At 34.6% G+C, this 21,527-nt stretch carries 19 protein-coding genes; 8 read left to right on the top strand and 11 right to left on the bottom strand.

All coding sequences use genetic code 11. The annotated features are described in order from the left end of the window. The first annotated feature begins 89 nt into the window (after positions 1 to 89). Entirely contained in the window at positions 90 to 1,811 is a 1,722-nt protein-coding gene (ptsP, locus tag PGC35_RS04130; RefSeq protein WP_375218299.1) for a phosphoenolpyruvate--protein phosphotransferase, read from the top strand. 25 nt (positions 1,812 to 1,836) lie between these two features. Here ptsP and PGC35_RS04125 read toward each other — a convergent pair whose 3' ends face one another. The 11 genes from PGC35_RS04125 to PGC35_RS04075 all read right to left on the bottom strand — a co-directional run bounded on the left by PGC35_RS04125 (position 1,837) and on the right by PGC35_RS04075 (position 14,568). Further along, a complete protein-coding gene (locus tag PGC35_RS04125) occupies positions 1,837 to 2,001 on the bottom strand; it encodes a YfhD family protein (RefSeq protein WP_375218298.1) in 165 nt (54 codons plus the stop codon). Between the two features lie 103 nt (positions 2,002 to 2,104). Next, positions 2,105 to 3,397 (bottom strand): ATP-binding protein, encoded by a 1,293-nt coding sequence (locus PGC35_RS04120; RefSeq protein WP_375218297.1) that lies wholly within the window; start codon positions 3,395 to 3,397, stop codon positions 2,105 to 2,107. Positions 3,398 to 3,442: 45 nt separating this feature from the next. Then, positions 3,443 to 4,654, bottom strand: coding sequence for a histidine kinase dimerization/phospho-acceptor domain-containing protein (locus PGC35_RS04115; protein ID WP_375218296.1), 1,212 nt, complete (start codon positions 4,652 to 4,654; stop codon positions 3,443 to 3,445). Positions 4,655 to 4,830: 176 nt separating this feature from the next. Continuing rightward, the gene (locus PGC35_RS04110; RefSeq protein ID WP_053590754.1) at positions 4,831 to 5,259 is read right to left on the bottom strand and encodes a hypothetical protein; all 429 of its coding nucleotides are present in this window, start codon (positions 5,257 to 5,259) and stop codon (positions 4,831 to 4,833) included. 212 nt (positions 5,260 to 5,471) lie between these two features. Next, positions 5,472 to 6,842, bottom strand: coding sequence for a DL-endopeptidase inhibitor IseA family protein (locus PGC35_RS04105; protein WP_375218295.1), 1,371 nt, complete (start codon positions 6,840 to 6,842; stop codon positions 5,472 to 5,474). Positions 6,843 to 7,470: 628 nt separating this feature from the next. Further along, on the bottom strand, positions 7,471 to 8,568 hold the full coding sequence (locus PGC35_RS04100; protein WP_375218294.1) for a hypothetical protein: 1,098 nt from the start codon (positions 8,566 to 8,568) through the stop codon (positions 7,471 to 7,473). A 121-nt stretch (positions 8,569 to 8,689) separates the two neighbouring features. Next, positions 8,690 to 8,992, bottom strand: coding sequence for a nucleotide pyrophosphohydrolase (locus tag PGC35_RS04095; protein WP_275788503.1), 303 nt, complete (start codon positions 8,990 to 8,992; stop codon positions 8,690 to 8,692). Between the two features lie 180 nt (positions 8,993 to 9,172). After that, positions 9,173 to 10,051: a DMT family transporter gene (locus tag PGC35_RS04090; protein WP_053590750.1), complete on the bottom strand. Its 879-nt coding sequence runs from the start codon at positions 10,049 to 10,051 to the stop codon at positions 9,173 to 9,175. 429 nt (positions 10,052 to 10,480) lie between these two features. Continuing rightward, a complete protein-coding gene (locus tag PGC35_RS04085) occupies positions 10,481 to 11,695 on the bottom strand; it encodes an amidohydrolase (RefSeq protein WP_375218293.1) in 1,215 nt (404 codons plus the stop codon). After that, the gene (locus tag PGC35_RS04080) at positions 11,692 to 12,939 is read right to left on the bottom strand and encodes an amidohydrolase family protein (protein WP_375218292.1); all 1,248 of its coding nucleotides are present in this window, start codon (positions 12,937 to 12,939) and stop codon (positions 11,692 to 11,694) included. The genes PGC35_RS04085 and PGC35_RS04080 overlap by 4 nt, the downstream gene beginning before the upstream one ends. Positions 12,940 to 12,993: 54 nt before the next feature. Further along, positions 12,994 to 14,568 (bottom strand): glutathione ABC transporter substrate-binding protein, encoded by a 1,575-nt coding sequence (locus PGC35_RS04075; protein WP_375218291.1) that lies wholly within the window; start codon positions 14,566 to 14,568, stop codon positions 12,994 to 12,996. A gap of 195 nt (positions 14,569 to 14,763) precedes the next feature. Here PGC35_RS04075 and PGC35_RS04070 point away from each other — a divergent pair, with 195 nt between their 5' ends. From PGC35_RS04070 to PGC35_RS04040, 7 genes are all read left to right on the top strand, one after another. Further along, positions 14,764 to 15,666: an ABC transporter permease gene (locus PGC35_RS04070; RefSeq protein ID WP_053590746.1), complete on the top strand. Its 903-nt coding sequence runs from the start codon at positions 14,764 to 14,766 to the stop codon at positions 15,664 to 15,666. Positions 15,667 to 15,680: 14 nt separating this feature from the next. After that, positions 15,681 to 16,601: a nickel ABC transporter permease gene (gene nikB / locus PGC35_RS04065; protein ID WP_053590745.1), complete on the top strand. Its 921-nt coding sequence runs from the start codon at positions 15,681 to 15,683 to the stop codon at positions 16,599 to 16,601. Between the two features lie 11 nt (positions 16,602 to 16,612). Next, a complete protein-coding gene (locus tag PGC35_RS04060) occupies positions 16,613 to 17,626 on the top strand; it encodes an ABC transporter ATP-binding protein (protein ID WP_375218290.1) in 1,014 nt (337 codons plus the stop codon). Next, positions 17,623 to 18,624, top strand: a complete 1,002-nt coding sequence (locus PGC35_RS04055) for an ABC transporter ATP-binding protein (RefSeq protein ID WP_375218289.1) — start codon at positions 17,623 to 17,625, stop codon at positions 18,622 to 18,624. Before PGC35_RS04060 ends, PGC35_RS04055 begins: the two co-directional genes overlap by 4 nt. A gap of 82 nt (positions 18,625 to 18,706) precedes the next feature. Next, the gene (locus tag PGC35_RS04050; protein WP_375218288.1) at positions 18,707 to 19,459 is read left to right on the top strand and encodes a sensor histidine kinase; all 753 of its coding nucleotides are present in this window, start codon (positions 18,707 to 18,709) and stop codon (positions 19,457 to 19,459) included. 47 nt (positions 19,460 to 19,506) lie between these two features. Continuing rightward, positions 19,507 to 20,214 carry a response regulator transcription factor gene (locus PGC35_RS04045; RefSeq protein WP_053590741.1) on the top strand — a complete coding sequence of 236 codons (708 nt, stop codon included), beginning with the start codon at positions 19,507 to 19,509 and terminating at the stop codon, positions 20,212 to 20,214. Further along, positions 20,211 to 21,509, top strand: coding sequence for an SLC5/6 family protein (locus PGC35_RS04040; RefSeq protein WP_375218287.1), 1,299 nt, complete (start codon positions 20,211 to 20,213; stop codon positions 21,507 to 21,509). The genes PGC35_RS04045 and PGC35_RS04040 overlap by 4 nt, the downstream gene beginning before the upstream one ends. The last annotated feature ends 18 nt before the right edge of the window (positions 21,510 to 21,527 follow it).

Raw genomic sequence — 21,527 nt, 5'->3', positions numbered from 1 at the left:
TGCTTTACTATGATGGTAATAGATTTTATAGCAAGAAGGGGACGATCGATGTTTAGAACAATCAATATAATAATTCTCAGGACTACTACATGGTGAATTTAAAAGGGATAGCTGCATCCACTGGAATTGCAATTGGGAAGGCTTTTTTGCTAGTGGAACCTAATCTTACAGTCATTAAAAAAGCCATTACTAGCATGGAGGAAGAAATTACTCGTTTTCACTCCGCTTTACAAGAGGCAAAAAGAGAGATACAAAAAATCAGAGATCGTACCGCAGATGGTATAGGAGAAGAACATGGTGCAATTTTTGATGCTCATTTGCTAATTCTGAGTGATCCAGAGCTATTGGGAACGATAGAGAATAAAGTAAAAGTAGATAATGTAAATGTAGAGTTTGCATTGCAAGAAACTACGGATGCTTTAATCGAGATGTTTGAGCAATTGGATAACGAATATATGCAGGAGCGTGCCGCAGATATTAGAGATGTCACAAAAAGACTATTAGCAAAGCTATTGAAGTTAGAAATCCCTAACATAGCAATGATTGATGAAGAGGTAATAATAGTTGCAAAAGATTTAGCGCCATCTGACACAGCACAATTAAATAGGGAATATGCTAAGGGATTTACAACTGACATGGGTGGGCGTACATCCCATTCTGCTATTATGGCTCGATCTTTGGAGATTCCCTCCGTTGTAGGTACATTAAAGGCAACCTCATCTATAAAAAATGGGGATTTACTAATTATTGATGGAGATAATGGAGAAGTTTTTATAAATCCATCTAAAGAAAAGATTGATTTATATATAGAGAGACGAAACAAGCATGAACTTCAAGAGAAAACATTAACATTACTTAAAAATAAACGAACGATCACGTTAGATGGTAAACAAGTTGAAGTTGCTGCTAATATTGGTTCGCCACGGGACATAGAAAGTGTCATTGCATATGGAGGGGAGGGAGTAGGCCTTTACAGAACTGAATTTCTTTATATGGAAAGAGATAATTTTCCTACAGAGGAAGAACAATTTCAAGCATATAAACAAGTCCTAGAAAAGATGAAAGATAAGCCAGTGGTCGTTAGAACATTGGATATTGGTGGCGACAAAAAGCTTCCTTATCTGAACTTATCTAAGGAGTTAAACCCATTTTTAGGTTTCCGTGCAATTCGTCTTTGTTTAGCAGAACAAGAATTATTCCGAGTTCAATTACGTGCTTTGCTCCGAGCAAGTAATTTTGGAAATCTTAAAATAATGTTCCCAATGATTGCAACTCTAGAAGAATTCCGAGAAGCAAAGCGGCTTTTATTAAACGAAAAAGCAGTTCTTTTAAAGGAAGGATTCGAGGTAGGTAAACATATTGAAATTGGAATAATGGTAGAAATCCCTTCTACAGCAATAGTGGCTGATCAATTTGCAAATGAAGTTGATTTTTTTAGTATAGGAACGAATGATTTAATCCAATATACAATGGCAGCGGATAGAATGAACGAGCATGTATCTTATTTGTATCAACCATATCATCCTGCAATCTTAAGATTAGTCAAAATGGTCATCGACGCTGCACATGCAAAAGGAAAGTGGGTAGGGATGTGCGGAGAAATGGCTGGGGATTCCATAGCAATTCCATTATTGCTAGGGCTAGGATTAGATGAGTTTTCTATGAGCGCACCATCCATGTTAAAAGCTAGAAATCAAATCAATCATTTGAAGGAAAGTGAAATGAAGGAACTTGTAGATAAAGCCTTGTTTTTGCAGACATCTGAACAAGTAATGCAATATGTTAAAGAAAGGATAAATCCCACTAGTTGAAATTCTAGTGGGATTGTTTTCACAATTAGCTCTTCTTATTATTTAACTTGTTTGTTCCTTTTTCTCTGAGTTCAGCAAATTCACGTGAAAACTCTTCTTGAATTTCATTTGGCTTTATCTTTTGGTTTTTTGGGGTCTGTGGTAGCGAATCTTTATTTTTACTTTTTCCTTGCTTATTGTCTCTTCCCAAGTGAATTCTCCTTTCTCCTATTAACGTTCTTTACTAATATGGCTTATTAAACTCAATTTAATCATAAAAAAGCACTGAGCTATTAGCTCAGTGCGTGACATGTTTAACTTAAAACATATTCCTTTTTATTTTCGAGAATTTCTATTTGTTCTAAAGACTGAGATAATAAGGGGAACGTAAACTTAAAGGTCGTACCCGAATTTATTTCACTTTCCACATGGATTGTTCCATTCATAGCACTTACGATACTATAGACTACCATCAGACCAAGGCCTGTCCCTTTATTTCCCTTTGTGGAATAATAAGGTTCTCCTAAACGTACCAATTGATCAGGTGTCATGCCTGTTCCTGTATCTTTAATTAGAATGTTAACTGCTGAAGAGGTAGACTCTGTTTCAATGGTCAATGTTCCTCCTCTAGGCATTGCTTCGATTCCATTCTTCATAATGTTTATGAAGCATTGATGAAACTTTTGCTTGTCACCAATTATCACTAAATCATTTGAGAAGAATGTTTTGATCTTGATGGACTTTTTCTTTGCAGTTAATTGCAGTGCTTGAATAGCTTGCATGAGCTGATCATGAACATGAATAGTTTCTGTTAAAAAGTCTTCTGTTTTAGAAAAAGTTAGATAATCTTGAATAACCCTTTCTGCTGATTTTAGTTCTTTTTTTATAATCGAGAGATATTGAGCACGGCTCTCCATAGAAATATTTTCACTCTGCAAAAGTTGAACAAAACCAATCGCTGCAGTCAACGGATTGCGAATTTCATGCGAAATAGAAGCCCCCATTTGTTCAACTGCTTCCAGCCTTTTTGAATTTAAAAGATGCTGTCGCAACAGGATGGTTCTAGTAATTTCTTCTATAAAATATGCAATCATTCCAACTCCTAAAGGCTGTATAAATAAAACAGCAAAATACAAATCATATTTAGGATATGGTAGATGCAAAAATTCCAATACTGTTTGTATTAAACTGAAGAGAAAAGTTAGTCCAACAGAAAAATATATGCGTTGATTAGAAGATAGTTTTAAAAAAACTGGAGAAAGTCGCCATAGCGAAATTGTTATTACACCATAAAGCGTAAAAGTCACCCAAAAAGAATCGTTAATTCCATAAAATGCTTTAATGCAGATGGTTAGTAACCCTAATAAAGGTCCTAGCCCCATATAGAGACCGCTTATAATGAGGGGAATATTTTTTAAGTCAAACAGAAAGCCGTCATGTATTGGATAGCTAAATGCAAAACATAAGAAGAAGCTAACAACAAAATATAGAATGGCAATCTGTTGAATTTGTAGTAAATTGTTTAACCGTTCAACCCATAATACACAAAAAAACATTAATACAATCAATAAAGACAAATTGAAAAAAAAGTGCTCTGTTAAATCCAAAGAAATACCTCTCTTCAACAACGGTTTAGGTAGAGAATTATATAATTAATATTTTATTGATTTAAAGGAAAATCTGAAAATAGTATCCTTTCCATTTCGACTCCTAATATCTATTGCTCCTTTCAAATCACGTACAATATTGAAGGCGGCTGTCATTCTGCAAGTCAAAGTAGATAGTTGTTCTCCATTTAACACACCATCGTTTGTAATTGAGATTAAAATACTCGTTTTGGTATCAACAGTTTCTATTAATAAGGTGCCACCGTGTGGCATGCAATCGATATAGTTTTTAATAATATTGATAAATGCTTGTTGAAATTTCGAACGATCAGCTTCGATAAATTGAGTTGATGAGAAATGGGTAATAATTTTCACAGAATGAAGATTTGCTAAAGGCTTAAGCAACTTTAAAGTATGAGTAAGTTCAGTATCGATTTGCAGTTTTTCATCTGATTCAATTATTGGTTTAGAAAAGGTTAGATAGTCTTGGATAATTCCTTCTGCTGCATCCAATTCTTCTTTTAAAATAGAAAGATATTGAACTCTTTTATTATCCTTTAGTGAGTTATTGGAAAGCAGTTCCACAAAACCAATCGCAGTTGTTAATGGATTTCGTATTTCATGGGAAATTGCTGCTCCCATTTGTTCTACCGCTTCTAATTTCTCTGCTTTTATTATTTGTTGATGCAATTGAATATTTTTTTCTGTTGCCTCGATGATATATGCAATCATTGCAACACCAAGTGGAGGAACAATAATATAGGCAAATATCAAATCCCATGTATGACCAGCCGATGATTCATATAAAACTACTATTAATATACCTACACTTATGAATATAGATATTCCCATCAATAAAAGAATTCGATGTTTGGACGCTAGCTTTAGAAACCATGGGGAAATAAACCATAATATAGGGCTAATAATAGAATAAATTAATAGTCCGAAAAAGAATCCGAAATCAATTCCGTATAACCCACGACTGACAATAATTACTACAAAAAGTATATGGCTAATTCTTAAGTAAAGCGATCCTATTAAAAAAGGAACAATTCTCAGATCTAAAACAGCTTCATCGCCTAATTGATAGGAATAGAGGAAACAGAGTATTAAAGAAATAACACAATAAAGTAAACCTGTTCGCTTGAAGTTAAAAATACTTTTACTACTCATTGTACGAATAATGGTCAAACTAACGAAAAGTAAAAGGATTAATAAGGAAAGATTAAACAGAAAATGCATGGTTATATTTTCCAATGTTGTACCTCTTCTAATCTACTTTTATAAATTAATAGTAACTAGTAAGAAAGAAATATACAATGCCTTTTATAAAATATTTTGAACATTCTTTTAATATAATATTTTTTTAAGACAATGAAAAAAGCACTTAAATCTCTAACCGATGGATAGAAGATTTAAGTGCTTCTTTACTTTTATTTATTGAAAAATGAAATCAACTGTTTATTGGATGGAGCTTGAATTTTATACATCAATGATCGATCTTCACTATTTACAATTTTTGGTACAATAGATTCGATTACATTGAACTTCCAAAAGGAAGGCTTACTCTTTGTGCTTTTTTCCGTTTCCATAGTCATCATTTTTCTTTGAAAAGAATGAAGTTTTGCCATAAGGAACTTATCTTTAATACGAATAAGCAAGTATCCTTCAACTTTATCAGGATTGTATTTTTTCATAAGCGAGTCACCCAGTTCAAACGAATTTGATTTGTTTTGAACAGAGGGAGAAATGATAAAAAAATGTTCTTTTTGAAATATGGAAGTATTGGATACTTGACGAAAACCTAAATCATTTATAAGAAAATCAAGATTTACTTGTGAAGCGGCACTAGCGACTGACATATACATACCTCCTATACGTAATAAAACACATCACATATTTTAAGTATACCCTAATTCGTCTAAAATCACTTCAAAATTAGGAATATTTTCTTAATTCATGTTTGTAGAAGTTATAAAAGCCATCGCCAATTAAACGCTATAAAACAAAAGGTAATATTAATAAAACCTTAGCTTTTAAAACTTTACCATTTTCTTAGGAGAAACTAGTGTAACTAATACATGTTTACAATGCCGACTTGGTCGATTTTAAATTCCATGTAACCGGACGGTTGGACGGTAAATAACATTTTATTTAATCCGTTTGTTAAAGGACCATTATAATTATTTTCTACTTCCACTTTTATCGTAACTAGAAATTCAACTTGTGAATTGTTTCTTTCTGTTTCTTTCAGATTTACGAACTCAAGTTTTTTTATGCCTTTTTTAAATTCGGTCACATCAAAAGTAGAATGAGGTAGGAACTGATTTTGAGCAACTTTAGAATCAATTAGTAAATAATTGAAGAGAACATAAATAGGGTTTACACTTCCTGGAATATCTAATTCCCAATAAGGCTTTTTGCTAACTCGCCAACCAACATTATTTACATTTTGATATTCTACAATATACACTTGTTTTTCGTTCGTGTTTCCAATAGGAACAATCACTTTATAATACGTGGAGTTTTTATCCTTTTTGATTAACTCCGCAGTTGCTTTATTCCATTGTGCTAAAGTACCACCATCTGCTTCAATTTGTGCGAGTTTTCCTTTGTACTCGATGATTCCAAGGTCTTTTATAAACTGCTCAGCAGCAACTTGTGTCATGGATTGCATTAAGTAGCTCAGTAACTTAGCTTTTGTGTCAATTTTGCTTGAAAGGTAACGATAGGTAGAACCGTTATGAAGAAATGTTTTGTATTCTCCTGGGCTATATTCTCCGCCAGCCTGCACATAGAGTGTAGCCTGTGCAAATTTAGCTGCTAGTTCAACTGCTACTTTATCCGTAAGATCAGTATTCTTTTCTTGAATTGGTTCTTTACTGATTTTCCATCCAGCTTTGTTGTTTACAAATTGATATTCAATGAGAAAGTTTTGTTTTTCGTTTGTATTCCAGACAGGTACAGTTAGACGGTATTGAAGATTATTTTTATCTTTCTTCACAAACTGAGCAGTTGCCTTTTCCCATTGTAATAAGGAACCACCATCTGCTTCTACTTGTGCTAATTTTCCTTTATATTCAATAATTCCTCTACTTTTTATAAATTGCTCTGCTTCAGCAGGTACTAAAACCTTTTCTAAGTATGCTTTTAGTTCTTTTTTAGTATCGATAGAACTCGATAAATAGCGATAGGTTTTTTTGTTGTAAGTAAAGGTTTTATATTCCCCTTTCTTATAATCTCCTCCGCGTTGAATATAACTAGCTATTGTGTTAAATTCCTTTGCTAAATCTATCACTTTTTTTGTAGACAGTTCATTTTGTTTCGCTTTTTGGTCGACTTTTGTTTGTTCTTTTGCAAGGACGTTAGCATTTTGTGAAAATGGTACAGTTAATAGTCCGATGGTTAAACCTGTGATTAGTAGCTTTTTTGCACTTCTAGTCATTTCATAACCCCCAAAAAATGTTTTATTTTCTAACATTTGATTAGACGTCGCAGACTATCATGCTGTTACATCTAAAAAAATTGCTCCATCTTATTTATAGTAGAAGTTAATTGTATTTATTCATAAATCCCTTTTAAATTTCATTGTTCATATGAAAATCGTAAGGTACTAGGCCCTTTCTCATGTTGAAATAGGAGTTTATTAGGTTTTAGGTCATATGAAATACTACTTATCTATATGCATTCGCGCTGGCCGTACGTCCGCATGAGCCGCTGTATGCGCTAGGCGCATCCATCTGTCTCATACGGCGCGTCTTGCGGCTGGGAAGGCGCGAATGCAGGGGTGTTAGTCATAAGGTTTTCTATTAAAATGTGCTCCATAGTATTGGAAATCCTAAATACTGTTATTAATGATTTATAAATGGGATTTTTTTTATAGACAGTGGTGAATAGGAGAGACAAAGGGGCGACTCATCCTGAGGAGGGTCATGATTTGCGTGCGGTAAGCGCATATCCGTGTCTATTCTAAGCAGTGAAACACACGTATAGATTATCCGTAATAACAGAGCCATCCATAAAAAAACTGCAGCACTCGTATTTCTACAAGTATTACTGCAGTTGGTAATATATTATTCTACTTCTTCAAAATCAGATTCATCAAATGAATCGAGGTATTTCCAGTTACCAGCTTCATCTTTTTCTAAAATGTAATAAGCGGTATATTCAAATGAATCATTTTCATCCATAGTTACTTTTTGATCATGAATAACGAATGCAGTACCTTCTAAAATATATTGAACTTCCAAACCTAACGTCTCGTATTTTATGTCATAGTCTTGGAAGGTAGAGCCAATTAATTCACTTAGAGTTTCATAGCCAGGGTATTCTTCGCTATATAAACTAAGTGTTGCTTCAAGGTTTTCTTCATTTGAGTATTCATCGGATTTTTTGAAGAACTCAATAATCTCGCTCTCTTGTGCTAGAAAGCTGGAATCATTTCTTATCATTTCATAATAAGTTTCATAAAGTTCGTTTATGATAGCTTCATCTTCAATTGCATCGAGTAAGTCAAAGAATCCAATAACTTGTGTTTCAACTGTTTGTTGATCAGCGTTTTCAGCAATCATTCTTTCTAATGCATCCAAATGCATTTTTGCAGAAATAACATATTTAGATGTCTGAAGTGCCTTTTCACCTGGAGTTTTGTATTTAACTAATATTGCATCTCTTGTTGACTTTCCATAAACACGATAAAGTAAAATCGCTTGTTTGCGTATCTCACTAGATAATTCATGGTAACTTTTTTCAGTAGCATCAGCTGTTGGATTGGCTGCAAATAAAGTATTAAATTTATTTGTTTTATCCACTATTTTCTTACCAGAAGTAATTGCATCAATATATCCCATTGCACGGGTATAGTGAATACCAACGTTATTTTCTAAACGCTTCTTTAAATCCTCTTTCTTTTGACCACTTAATTGATCTAGTTCCTTCTTAGCGTTTAAATATGCATTTTTTGTGTCGTTAAAGATTTTCATATCAGGATTTTTAATTTCTTTTGTAAGTTCATAAGAAATTTGCCATTTTAAAGCTCCGGCATGTTGTTCTGCAATTTTCACTAATGATTCAGCTTTTGAAAGTGAAGCGGCTTCGACAGAAGTGAGGGGAGCAACAAAACATGCAACCACTAAAAATGCAGTTAATAATATTGATAATAATTTCTTCATAGGTATTCTCCTAAATTTATTAGTCTTACAAAATTTTGGTCAAGTAAGCCATATATAGGATATTTCATTGTAATTGTTTATACTAGTGAATAACGATGGTAATAGAACCATATAAAGTAAATTACAAGTTTGTTGGGATAGGATATTTTACTGCATTTTTCTTTAATTTTTGTTGCGCTGCTTCTTTTAGGTCAATGTCTAACACGTTCGCCAGTTGTAAGAGGTAAATAAAAACGTCTGCTGCCTCTTCAACTATTGCCTGCTTGTCCTTTTGAATAGCTTCCTCTGAGGAGACCCATTGAAAATGCTCTAATAATTCACTTGCTTCTAAGGAAACAGATATTGCTAGGCTACGCGCATCATGATTTCCACCCCAACCCCGATCATCACGAAATTTTAGTATCTCTTCGGTAAGTTCTTTCATTTTAATTCCTCACTTTGCTAAAAAATATAAGTAAACAATGATTTAACATCGTTTTGAATACTTGCGACCTTCACGATATCTTCCATTATTTAAGTATTCATTTTGACCGACCCTTATAGAAGTATTTTATAACGACAAGAAAATTTTTTCACCACTATCTGTAAAAAGATGGGCTTCGGATTAATAATTTGCGTTGGGCTTCAGTGAAATAGATACACCTATGATAATAACAATTGCACCAATCATTTGAAGTGCTTGAATATTAATATCTAATAGAAAGAATCCAAAGATCATTGCAACAAAAGGTTCCAGGTTCAATAAAAGTGCAGCTTTAGAAGCTCCAACTTTATGGATGGAGCTATTCCATAAATACGTACAAAGACCATGCATAATAATCGCCGTTATAATAAGTAACAACCAATAGGAAAGGGGAACAGACAATACTAGATAGGCTTTATTCCAAGGGACAAAAGGAAGTAATCCAACTAATCCAAAGAGATTGCTTAATAGAGTAATAGTAGAAGGATGAATAGACTTGGAAAGATGTTGAACAAAAATTAGGAAAACAGAAAAGGTTAACATGGTTAGACTGATTAATAGCTCGCCTTTTCCGAAATTAGGTACAAGCAATGATCCATTAGTTATTACAAGCCAAACTCCTAACAAAGCAACTAAGGAGCCCAACCAAAATTGTAATGTCTTTCTCTCTTTAAAATAGTAAGACGAAAGTATGGCCGTAACTATTGGCGACAAAGCGAGGATGAGTGATGCTGTAACTGGTTCTGTATATTGAAGGCTCGCATAGAAGCTCCATTGATTTAACGATACTCCTATAAATCCAGCTACTCCTAACCAAATGTAATTATGTAAGGTTAGTTCCTGTATTTTAATAGTTCGATAGGTCATGAAGAAAAGAAAAATAACGATAAATATTAAACGAAAAAATGCTATTATACTCGGATCAAATACGTCCACCAAAATAGATCCAAAGACGAAATTACTTCCCCAAGCAATAACGCATCCTAAAAGAACTAAATAAGTAAACCATTCTTTATTCATGAAAAGTACTAATCCTCCTTTGGGTTTCAAAAGTTAAGCTCTGTTTATTTTCAATGAAGTTGCACTGAACTAAGAGTTGTTTTTTGTGAATGTCAGTGTATTTCTCTTGATAAGAAATTAAAGTAGACTCTTTTAGATGAAGTGATATTGAGAACTGGGTAGGCTTACTTCTATATTTAATAGTTTTCATTTACATCAGATGATTCAGGGCGGTACGCTTTACATGCAGCAAGAGCGCGAAGAATGAGGCCCCGTACAGGGTGGGGGAGCGACAAGACGAAGGAGCGATTCATCCTGCGGAGGTTCATCCGTGATCTTCCCTTTAGTTTGCGCAAGAACATATTCTATTAAGCACTTCAAATCATTCATTATAAATATAAAAACCAAAAGTTAAAAGAGAAAGAGGTACCTCTTTCTCTTTTAGGTCCATTATAATAATTCGCCTTTTACCATCACTAAACGATTTTTAGGTTTTCTAGCTACAACTTCTGCGGAAGAAGCGGCGTCAAAAAATATAAAATTTGCGTCATCTTGAATATTTGGCCAAACCTTTTGACCTTCTTTATTTAAAGGTAATATTCCACCAGTTACCCATTTTAGTGCATTTCTTAATGATTTTTCATCCTTTTTATTTGTAAGTTCGCAAAAACGTGTCGCTTTCTCTAATACATCACCATTCCCATATGGACTCCAAGAATCATAAAAACCATCACAACCAAAGTGTACTTTTACTCCATGATTATCTAACAGGTCGATCGGCGGAATCACTCGATTTAAATTGATAGGAATTGTCGACATAATGGCTACATCTGCCTCTGCAAGACGGTTTGCAACAACGATTTGTTGTGGAATTGGGATGTCCCCAAGACAGAAGGAATGACTTAAAGCAGTTCGTCCACGATAGTTTGCTTCCAGTACAATATCTATCCATTTATCTGTCGTATAATAGCCGACATGTCCACCATCATGTAAATGAATGTCGACATCAGCATCAAATTCAGTTGCAATATCCATTACTTCATATAAAGATTTTTCAATAGCACGATCTATCCCTGCTGGGTCTAATCCACCAACCATTGTTGCTCCACTTCTCATAGCTTCTCTCATAAGTTGAGGAACTGATTCACGTAATAGGCCATGTTGTGGAAATGCAATAATATCAGCGGTTACTTTGCCTTTGAATGTTTCAAGAGCAGCTACTACACCTTCTAAATTTTTCAGTCCAATATATGGATCAATATTTACGTGGGTACGAATATGAGTTGAACCAGATTGAAGTAATGTTTCGATCATTTTCGTTGCTCTTTGCTGTGCGCTTCCTGCTAGGATAGATAATTCTTGAGCTTCAAGATCCAAACGCTCTTTTAAGTTTGCTACAGGGGTACAGGCTTTCCAGTCCAATGTCATATATGTTTTGTCTAAATGATTATGCATTTCTTTAAAAGTGGGTAATGCTAGTTTTTGTTTCATATCAATAATGTCATAACCTGCAGGTACATTTTCATCTGCTGTTAACTGATCAACAATTTTCCCATCTTCTACTTTAAGATGAAATAACCCGGTTTCAGTTTCTATTGTTCCATTGTGGAGTAATTTCTCTCCTATTTCTAATTTAACATTTGAAAGCCATTTAACTTTACTCATTGTGTTACCTCCTTAGCTAGAACCTCGTCATTTATATAGACAATGTTTCCATTTGATATGACATGCGTTATCGGGCGTCTTCTAGCAACGGCTTGAGCGGAGCATACAGCATCGAGAAGAAGTACATTTGCTCTATCTCCTATTTTTGGCCAAACTCTGTCTCCGGAATCAGTAAGAGGGGTAATACCACCTGATGCATATTTCCAACAACGATTTAAGGAGTATTCATCGATAAACTTAAATCTCTCGGCTAAAATGCTTAATTTTTCAATTGTATCACCTGTACCAAAAGGAGACCAATGATCAGTAAGACTATCATGACCAAGGGAAACAAGGACTCCATTCTCATGTAAATAAGGGATAGGTATAGTGGATCGGCCGATAGGGACAGTTGATGTGACATCAATTTTTGACTCAGCTAAAACTGCCACTAATTCTTCTAATTCTTTACCGTGAAGATCTCCTAAAGCCATTGCATGGCTAATCGTAACTTGCCCATCTTTTTTTGCTTGCTTTGTTAGTTCTGCTAGCTTATAAAATTCGAATGCACCAAGAGAATTTGGATCATGAATATGAATGTCTACGCCTTTTCCGGATTCTACTGCAATGTCCATTGTTAAGTTCAACGAACGATCGATATCTCGATCAATAGTAGCTGGGTCAACTCCACCAACAAGCGTTGCACCCAATTTCATAGCTTCACGCATTAAAGGTTCAACTTTTGAACGTAATAACCCATGTTGTGGAAAAGCAACAATGTCATATGTGACTTGGTTTTCAAACTTTTTAAATGCTTCTTTAGTAATTTCAATATGTTTTGTCCCTATTTGTGGGTCAACATTACAGTGGGAGCGAATATGTGTATGTCCTTGAGAAATGAGCCACTCTATCATTTTTTCAGCTCGGTTTAAGGCAAATGGAAGCTGGGCAGGTAATAATTCTTGTTCTTCTTCAATTCTTGTCAAAATCCCATTTGTAATCGGTGTACATGCTTTCCAAGGACCACTGAAGTAAGTTTTGTCCACGTGTATATGCATCTCTCTAAAAGAAGGCATTAACAGCTTTCCGTGTGCCTCGATTACCTCATAGTCAGAGCCAGAAGTTTGTATATGGTTTTCAATTTCCGTAATTTTCCCATCTTGAATAAGTACATCGAAAAGATCCGTATTTGTTTGTACAACACGTCCATTTTCAAAAGCAAAACCAGTTTCAAGCAGAGCATTTTTAATAAGAAGAGTTTTCATGTTTTATCCTCCCGATATATTCAAAGAGACTGGTTAACCAGTCTCTAGTGTGTATTATTTTACTGTCACTTCATTTAGAATCAGGTAATTTGAAGCGTCTAACCAAAAGTTTTCAACATCATTATTATAGACAGCTAAATGTTCGTAGTTTCTAATAGGGATATATACAGCATCGTCCATTTCAATCTGCATAGCTTGTTTGTAAATTTCTTCTCGTTTATTAGGCTCTACTTCTACTCGACCTTGTTCAATTAGTTTGTCTACCTCTGGATTTTGGTAATAGAAATGGTTACCTGGAGAACCTATAGATGCCGAATGGAATAGATTGTACTGGTTGTAGTCTCCGTCACCTGTTGCATTACCCCAACCCCCTATAAACATTTGATGTTTTCCACTATCGACCTGCTCGATATATGAACCATATTCCATTACTTGTATTTCTACTTCTACTCCAATGCCTTTTAGCTGAGATTGAATAACTTCTGCCATATTAATTCGTTCTTTTCTGTCACTAGTTAAAAGAGTAGCTTTAATTCCTTTTTCGTGGCCAGCTTCTTTTAAAAGTGATTTTGCTTTGTTTACATCGTAAGGGTACGCTTCAATATCTTTACTATAACCAAACACTTTTGGACTCATTGCAACGTTTGCAAGTGTTCCGATGTTATTATAAACGCCATCGATAATTGCTTGTCTTTCAACTGCATAGCTAACTGCTTGTCGAACTTTAACATCGTCAAACGGAGCTTGTGTTGTATTAAATCCTACATACTCTACAGCTAAACCATCTGTTCTAAAAAGATTTAGACTATCGGAATTTTCAATTCGATCAATTTCAGTAACAGGAACTTGATCAGAAATATGTGCTTCGCCACTTTCAACCATCGCTAGTCGTGTTGCATCCTCTGGAACTACTTTGAATTCTACACTATCAACTTTAACTTTTTCACCCCAGTAGTCATTGTTCTTATTTAGGGTAATTTGTTGTCCGGATTTCCAAGAACCGAACACGAATGGACCTGTACCAACGGGTGTTGTTGCTAATTGATCAGGTGTTTCAGTAATAGATTTTGGACTTAAGATACTTCCTTCATTGCTTGCCAAAATGGAAAGCAAAGGAGCATAAGGCTCGGATAATTTAAGCGTTACATGTGTTTCGTCTTTTACAATTACTTCTGAAATCATCCCTAATTTATCTTTTTGTGGAGACCCGGTCGCAGGGTCAAGTAATCTTTCTAGAGTTACTTTTACAGCTTCTGCATTAAATGGTGTTCCATCATGGAATTTTACACCCTCTCTTAATGTGAAGTCCCAAGTTAAATCATCCACTTGATTCCATTCAGTAGCAAGTAGTGGGACAATTTTTCTGTCTTTATCAAAAGCAACAAGCGTTTCATACACTTTTCCGTGAACAACGTTCGCAGAAGGTATATCTGTAATAAAGTGTGGATCGAGTCCAGTTGCATCCGATAAGCGAACGACAACAAGGTTTCCTCCTGATTTATCTCCACTTGCAGATTCTTTACTTTCTGAATTTTCTTTTTCTCCTGAAGATCCTGTTGAGCATCCTTGTAAAAGGAGTACTAAAACAGATAAAAATGCAATAATGTGTAACCATTTAAATTTCTTCATTTGTTTCCCCCCTAATGTTTTTTTGTGCTGCTAGTTTTCAATTATAAATAAAAGAATTAATAATATTTTTAAAATATTTACTATTTTTTAAAATATTTTGACTATTGTTTTCAACTCTATTTACTTTCTTTCTTTTCTTATATATCGTGATGTTACCTTATTACGAAAAGGATGCAGAACATGGGGGTTTTAAAAATGACGATTAATAGTACAGAAGTAGATGTTGGAGCGTTAATCATTGCAAGAAAGAAAGTTCGGAGAGAAAAATGGAAGTCATTTTTTTGGACGATAGGTCAAAATAAGGCGGCAATGGTAGGAGGAGTAATCATTTTCCTATATATATCCCTCACTTTTTTAGCTCCAATTCTTGCACCTTATGATCCATATGAAATTAATCTACAAGACAAGTTGCAATCACCGTCTCTGTCTCATTGGATGGGAACCGATGATAAGGGAAGGGACATATTAAGTCGTATCTTATATGGCTCTAGGTTATCGTTAGGTGTTGGTTTTTCATCTGTGTTTTTTGGAGCATTTTTTGGGATAATTCTTGGTCTGATTGCTGGTTACTACGGTAAATGGTTAGACACTATTATAAGCCGTTGCTTAGACGTAATGCTTGCCTTTCCAGGGATTTTATTGGCACTTGCAATTATTAGTGCACTTGGACCAAGTCTTATAAATGTAACAATTGCTGTAGGGGTTTTTTCCATTCCTTTATTTGCAAGAATTGTTCGTGGATCAACGATGGAAGTAAAGAAACTAGAATATATAGATGCGATTCGTACGTTAGGAGCAAACGATTTAATCATCATTTTCCGGCACATTTTGCCTAATATTTTGTCACCAATTATTGTTCAAGGTTCTTTAAGGCTTGCTACTGCTATTTTGTCAGCAGCAGGGTTATCCTTTTTAGGTTTAGGTGCTCAGCCACCATCACCAGAATGGGGGGCAATGCTGTCTAGTGGTAGGGATTTTATTTTTAGTGCACCTTATATGGCCATCTTTCCGGGGCTTATGATATCTGTTTTAGTATTAGGCTTTAACTTATTTGGAGACGGATTGCGCGATGCTTTAGATCCTAGAATGAAAAAATAAAAGGGGGATTCATAATGTTTTTATTTATAATGAAACGCTTGGTGCAGATTGTTCCTGTCATATTAGGTGTCACCTTAGTTGTGTTTTTAATTATGCAAATGGTTCCCGGAGATCCGGCCGTTATTATGGCAGGAGAGGGAGCTTCGAAAGAAACTATTAATGAATTAAGAGAAGACTTAGGTTTAAACAAACCACTTCACGAACAATATCTTTCGTATGTAGGTAATGTATTTCAAGGAGATTTAGGAAATTCGCTCAAAAATAATCAACCAGTGTTAGATGAAATTATGATTAGACTACCTATTACAATGGAGCTTGCTTTTTTTAGTATTACTATAACAATAGTACTCGGACTAATTGCTGGAATTATTTCAGCAGTGAGACCATACTCATTTTCTGATATTACAGTAATGGTTATAGCGTTGCTTGGAATATCACTGCCAAGCTTTTGGTTAGGTCTATTACTGATGTACGTGTTCTCGGTTAAGTTGCAGTGGCTGCCAGTAGCTGGGTGGGATAGTTTAGCACATATAATTTTACCGGCTATTACGCTTGGTGCAGGAGGAGCAGCTATTGTAGCGCGTATGACGCGTTCCAGTATGCTCGAGGTTGTTGGGCAAGACTATATACGTACCGCAAAAGCAAAAGGACTTAAAGGTCAAGTGATTATTTATAAACATGCTTTACGAAACGCATTGATTCCTGTTATTACAGTCGTTGGGTTACAGTTTGGTAGTTTACTAGGGGGAACTGTCTTAGTAGAATCAGTATTTGCCATAAATGGTTTAGGTCGAATGATAGTAGATGCAATACGTACACGTGATATTCCAATGGTACAAGGTGGAGTACTTGTAGCTTCATTAGTTTTTGTATTCGTAAATCTATTAGTAGACGTTATGTATAGAGTGTTCAATAAACGAATCGATTTAAACTAGGGGGGAAAACAATGGAAAGAGAAATTGTATTAGAAGTAAAGAATTTAAAAACACATTTTATTTCTAATAAAGGCATTTCAAAAGCCGTGGATGGCATAGATTTTACTTTGAGAAAGGGTGAAACACTGGGGATTGTTGGAGAATCAGGTTGCGGAAAATCCATGACTTCTTTATCGATCCTTCGGTTAATCCCTTCGCCGCCTGGGAAAATAGTGGATGGTCAAGTTTTATTGAAGGGACAGGACTTAGTAAAAATGTCCGATGAGGAAATACGGAAAATTAGAGGAAATCGTATTTCGATGATTTTTCAAGAACCTATGACTAGCTTAAACCCTGTTATCCCCGTAGGGGAGCAAATTGCTGAAGCATTAAGGTTGCATCAGGGATTAACTAAAAAACAAGCGTGGGATAAATCAGTTGAAATGATTGGTCTCGTTGGTATTCCTTCTCCTGAAAAAAGAGCAAAGCAGGAACCATTTCAGCTTAGTGGTGGTATGAGACAAAGAATAATGATTGCTATGGCATTAGCCTGTACTCCAGAAGTTCTGATTGCCGATGAGCCAACTACTGCGTTAGATGTTACTATTCAAGCGCAAATTTTAGAAATTATGAAAGATTTACAAAAGAAAATTGGAATGGGCATTATCTTTATCACACATGATTTGGGTGTAGTAGCTGAAATGTGTGATCAAGTTGGGGTCATGTATGCAGGACAAATTGTAGAACACCAAGTTGCGAAAGATTTATTTATAAATCCTTTACATCCTTATACACAAGGGCTGATTGGCTCTCTTCCTAAACTATATGAAGATCAAGAAGAGCTACAAATTATTGAAGGTACTGTTCCGAGTCCTTATGACTATCCAGTTGGTTGTAGATTTGCAGAAAGATGTCCATTTGCACAAGATATATGTGTTCAAAAGCAACCGAATTTAACCCAAGTGGATGAATTAAGTAAAGTTAGGTGTTGGAAGTATTCAGAAGAATGGCAAGAAAGTTTTACAAAAGAGGTGGTTGCGCCATGAATAATACCCTAAAAGAAAAAGTGCCATTATTAAAGATTTCTGATTTAAAGCAGCATTTTGTGTTGAAAAGAGAAGTTATGTTCCAGCCTAAACAGGTAGTAAAGGCTGTTGATGGTATAAACTTTAGTCTATTTCCTGGAGAAACATTAAGTATCGTAGGAGAGTCGGGGTGCGGTAAATCGACAACTGGACGTTCTATTCTACGTCTTGATGAACCTACTGAAGGGGATGTAGTGTTTAAAGGCAAATCTCTTCTTAGAATGAGTAAAAAAGAGCTTCGAGATATAAGAGGTAACATACAAGTAATATTCCAAGACCCCTATGCTTCTTTAAATCCTAGAAGAACAATACGTCAAATGTTAGAGGAAGCAATGGCGATTCAAAAGGTACTCCCTCCTAATAAGCGAGAGGTGAGAATGTTAGAGTTGATGAAACATGTTGGGCTACGCCCCGAATACTTAGAGAGGTATCCACATGAATTTTCTGGAGGTCAAAGACAACGTATTGGTATAGCTAGAGCACTAGCTGTAAATCCAGAGATAATAATCTGTGATGAAGCTGTTTCAGCTTTAGATGTATCGATTCAAGCGCAAATATTAAACTTATTAAAGAAATTACAAAAAGAGTTCGATCTTACATTTTTATTTATTTCTCATGATTTAAGTGTGGTGCGACATATTTCGGATCGAGTAATGGTTATGTATTTAGGGAAAGTAGTAGAAATTGCAGATAAATCTTCTTTATTTAATAAGCCTATGCATCCATATACGAAGGCCCTTTTATCAGCTATACCTGTAATCGACGAAACAAAAAGGAGAGAAAGAATCATTTTAAAGGGAGATGTTCCTTCTCCAATAAATCCTCCTACAGGTTGTAGATTCCATACGCGTTGTCCCTTTGCAACAGAGCGTTGTTTCCAGGAAGAACCTATTTTAAGGGAAATAGAGACAAATCATTCGGTCGCTTGTCATTTTGCTGAGGAATTATTTACAAGATAAAATATTACTTAAGATGATTTACTATTCTTAATAATGAGGATACGATAGTGAAATAAGATATTTAAGAAAGGACGTATACAAAATGATGCCTTTAGAGTCTTTTTCCTTATACGTCTTGATATGTGTATTAGCTCCTCTAGTAGGAGCTTTTACTCTTTCGTTTGTAATGATTTTTGAAAGACAGATTGATAATCTTCAGAAAGAAGCATCTAAGCTTGCTCTAGAAAAAGAATTACAACACGCAAATTACGACCAGTTGAATCAACAAATACAGCCACACTTTTTTTTTAATACATTAAATACGATGTTGAGTTTAGCGCGCTTAGATCGAAAAGAAGAATTGATAAAAGGTTTAGAGGTTATGGCTAAATTCTTTAAGTTTAAATATATTACACATGCTTCTTTAATCAAAGTGGAGGATGAAATAGCATATGTAAATAATTACTTGGAAATTCAGAGCTTACGTTTTGGAGAAAGGCTAGAAGTTAGTATACATGTAGAAGAACAATGTGAAAAAGCACTTTTACCGCCATTCATGATTCAAACGATTGTTGAAAATGCTTTTAAACATGGTTTTGAGAAAAATATGGGTCCTGCAAGATTGAAAATAATTGTTTACCATTCGGATGGATTTTTGTTTTTGGAAGTTTGGAATACATATTTAATTGAACCTATAAATGAAAAGAAAGAATATAAACCAGAAGAAAGTGGATATGGAGTACGGAATATTCAAAAAAGATTAGATTTGTTATTTCCGACACAGGTCCACTATTTACAAATGAACTATGTCGGAAATGAAACACTCGTGGAAGTAAAGTTTCCATTAACTAAATAAGAAGGATTATCATTCTATTAAAATATTTAAAAGAAAGGGGGAGAAATATGAATATCTTACTAGTTGATGATGAAGCATTGGAATTAGAGCAATTGGAATATATTATGAAGCCGCAATTTCCTAATTGGACATTTTACAAAGCACAAGATGCGTCTATTGCGCTTCAAATAGCAGGAAAAGTTACTATATCTTTGGCTTTTTTAGATATTCAGATGCCTGGTAAGAGTGGCTTAGAGCTTGCAAAAGAATTAAAGAAAAACTATGAAATCGATATTATTATGGTTACGGCTTATCAATCTTTTGAGTATGCACAGACTTCTTTACGAATAGGTGTAAACGATTATTTAACTAAACCTATTGTAGAGGATGAATTGTTAAGTCTTCTTGAGAAGTATAGAAAATGGAGTTCCCAAAATGACTCCATTCAAGAGGTACTACGTATTATTCGAGAGGAATTTAATGAAAAGTTGAGCTTAAGTATTGTAGCCAATCGCATACACTTGAATGCTACTTATTTAAGTCGTAAATTTTTTGAAGAGGTTGGAATAGGTTTTGCAGATTATTTAAATGCTTATCGATTAGAAATGGCTAAAAAACTATTAGTGGATCACAAGGAGATGAGTATTGCAGTTATTTCAGAAAAAGCAGGATTTAATAGTCAGCATTATTTTAGTGCAATGTTTAAGAAACAGTTTGGAATAACACCATCCGAATATAGGATTAATCCAAAAAAAGCTGTAGGATATGGAATATGAAAACGTATCGTCACTATATAACAGGTTCTTTGATTTTTGGTATTTCATCCGGAATGATTAGTCTATTGGCAAGATGGATTACAGGGAACACGATTCTTTCTTCCCCTGAATCTCTTGTGAAATATGGATTACTCGGAGGAATTGGTTATTCATTAGTTGGGGCTTTCTCGATATTTATGTTTGGAAATCTAGCAGGAAAGATTAGAAATAGATTTCCTCAAATTGAAACACTGGGAGATGTGTTTCAGAAACGTTTACGAAAAGATGGCTATTGGTTAATGACAAGTATAATTCTTTTTCTAGGATTAGATTCTCTGTTTATGCAAGCAATAGGAGCAGCTGTTTTATTTGATTTAATATTTCACATTCCATATACAATATCGTTATTTTTCTTTTTCCTCTATTGTTTTGTTATAGCGGGATTAGGAGGGATGAAATGGATTTCTCGATTAGAAGGTGTTGCCATTTTTTTTATATTTGCTGCTGTCATTTTTATCCCACTGTATTTCTTCATTCAAGAAGGGGCATTTAGAGTGTATGATGGCATACGCTTATATCATCCATATTTATTGTTTGCTAAAAACCAAGAAGCTTTTGTATTTATTTTAACTTTTATGTTAGTAGGCTTTGGACAGGTACTTACCGATCGATCTACTTGGCAAAGACTCTATATGATGGATCAAAGAAAGGTCCGAATCACTTTATGGTCCACAGCATTTGTTTGGAGTACGATTCCTATTGCACTATCTGCCATGCTCATGATTGTAATCTTTGAAGGATCTTTTGGAGAAACCTACACGCTCTTATTTCAATTAATAACTAAAATAGACCCGCTTTTTCTTTCGATTTTATTCTTTTTATTTTGTTTTGGTGCTATTTCAACAACGATAAATGCAGAAATACATGCTACGACCATTCATTATATTAAACACATACGGTTACCGATTAAAAAGACTATGTCGGATAAGCAGCTGAAAAAAGAATCGTATATTTTTTCAGGTATACTATTATTTTTTCTCTTAGTGGTAACCCATTTTGTAGAATTTAGTTTGCTGGACTTTTTATTTTTCTATGGACACTTATACGCTGCTTCTATTCCTGTAATGTTAATCATCATTTTTTCAAAGCGTGAGATTTCTAGATTACTACCCTATTCAATTGTCATTGGTTGGCTCTTAAGTGTGACACTTTTTACAGAGTTCACATCCCTGCAAACGATTTGGATTAGCTTTGTTCTTTCTTCCATTTTTTCTTATATATCGATGTTATTTGCAAGGATAGAAATGTCCGTGTAAAGCCAAACTACAAATTAT

This window comes from Psychrobacillus sp. PGGUH221 (genome assembly GCF_042055255.1).
Taxonomy (GTDB): domain Bacteria; phylum Bacillota; class Bacilli; order Bacillales_A; family Planococcaceae; genus Psychrobacillus.
This window is presented reverse-complemented; position numbering and strand designations above follow the sequence as displayed.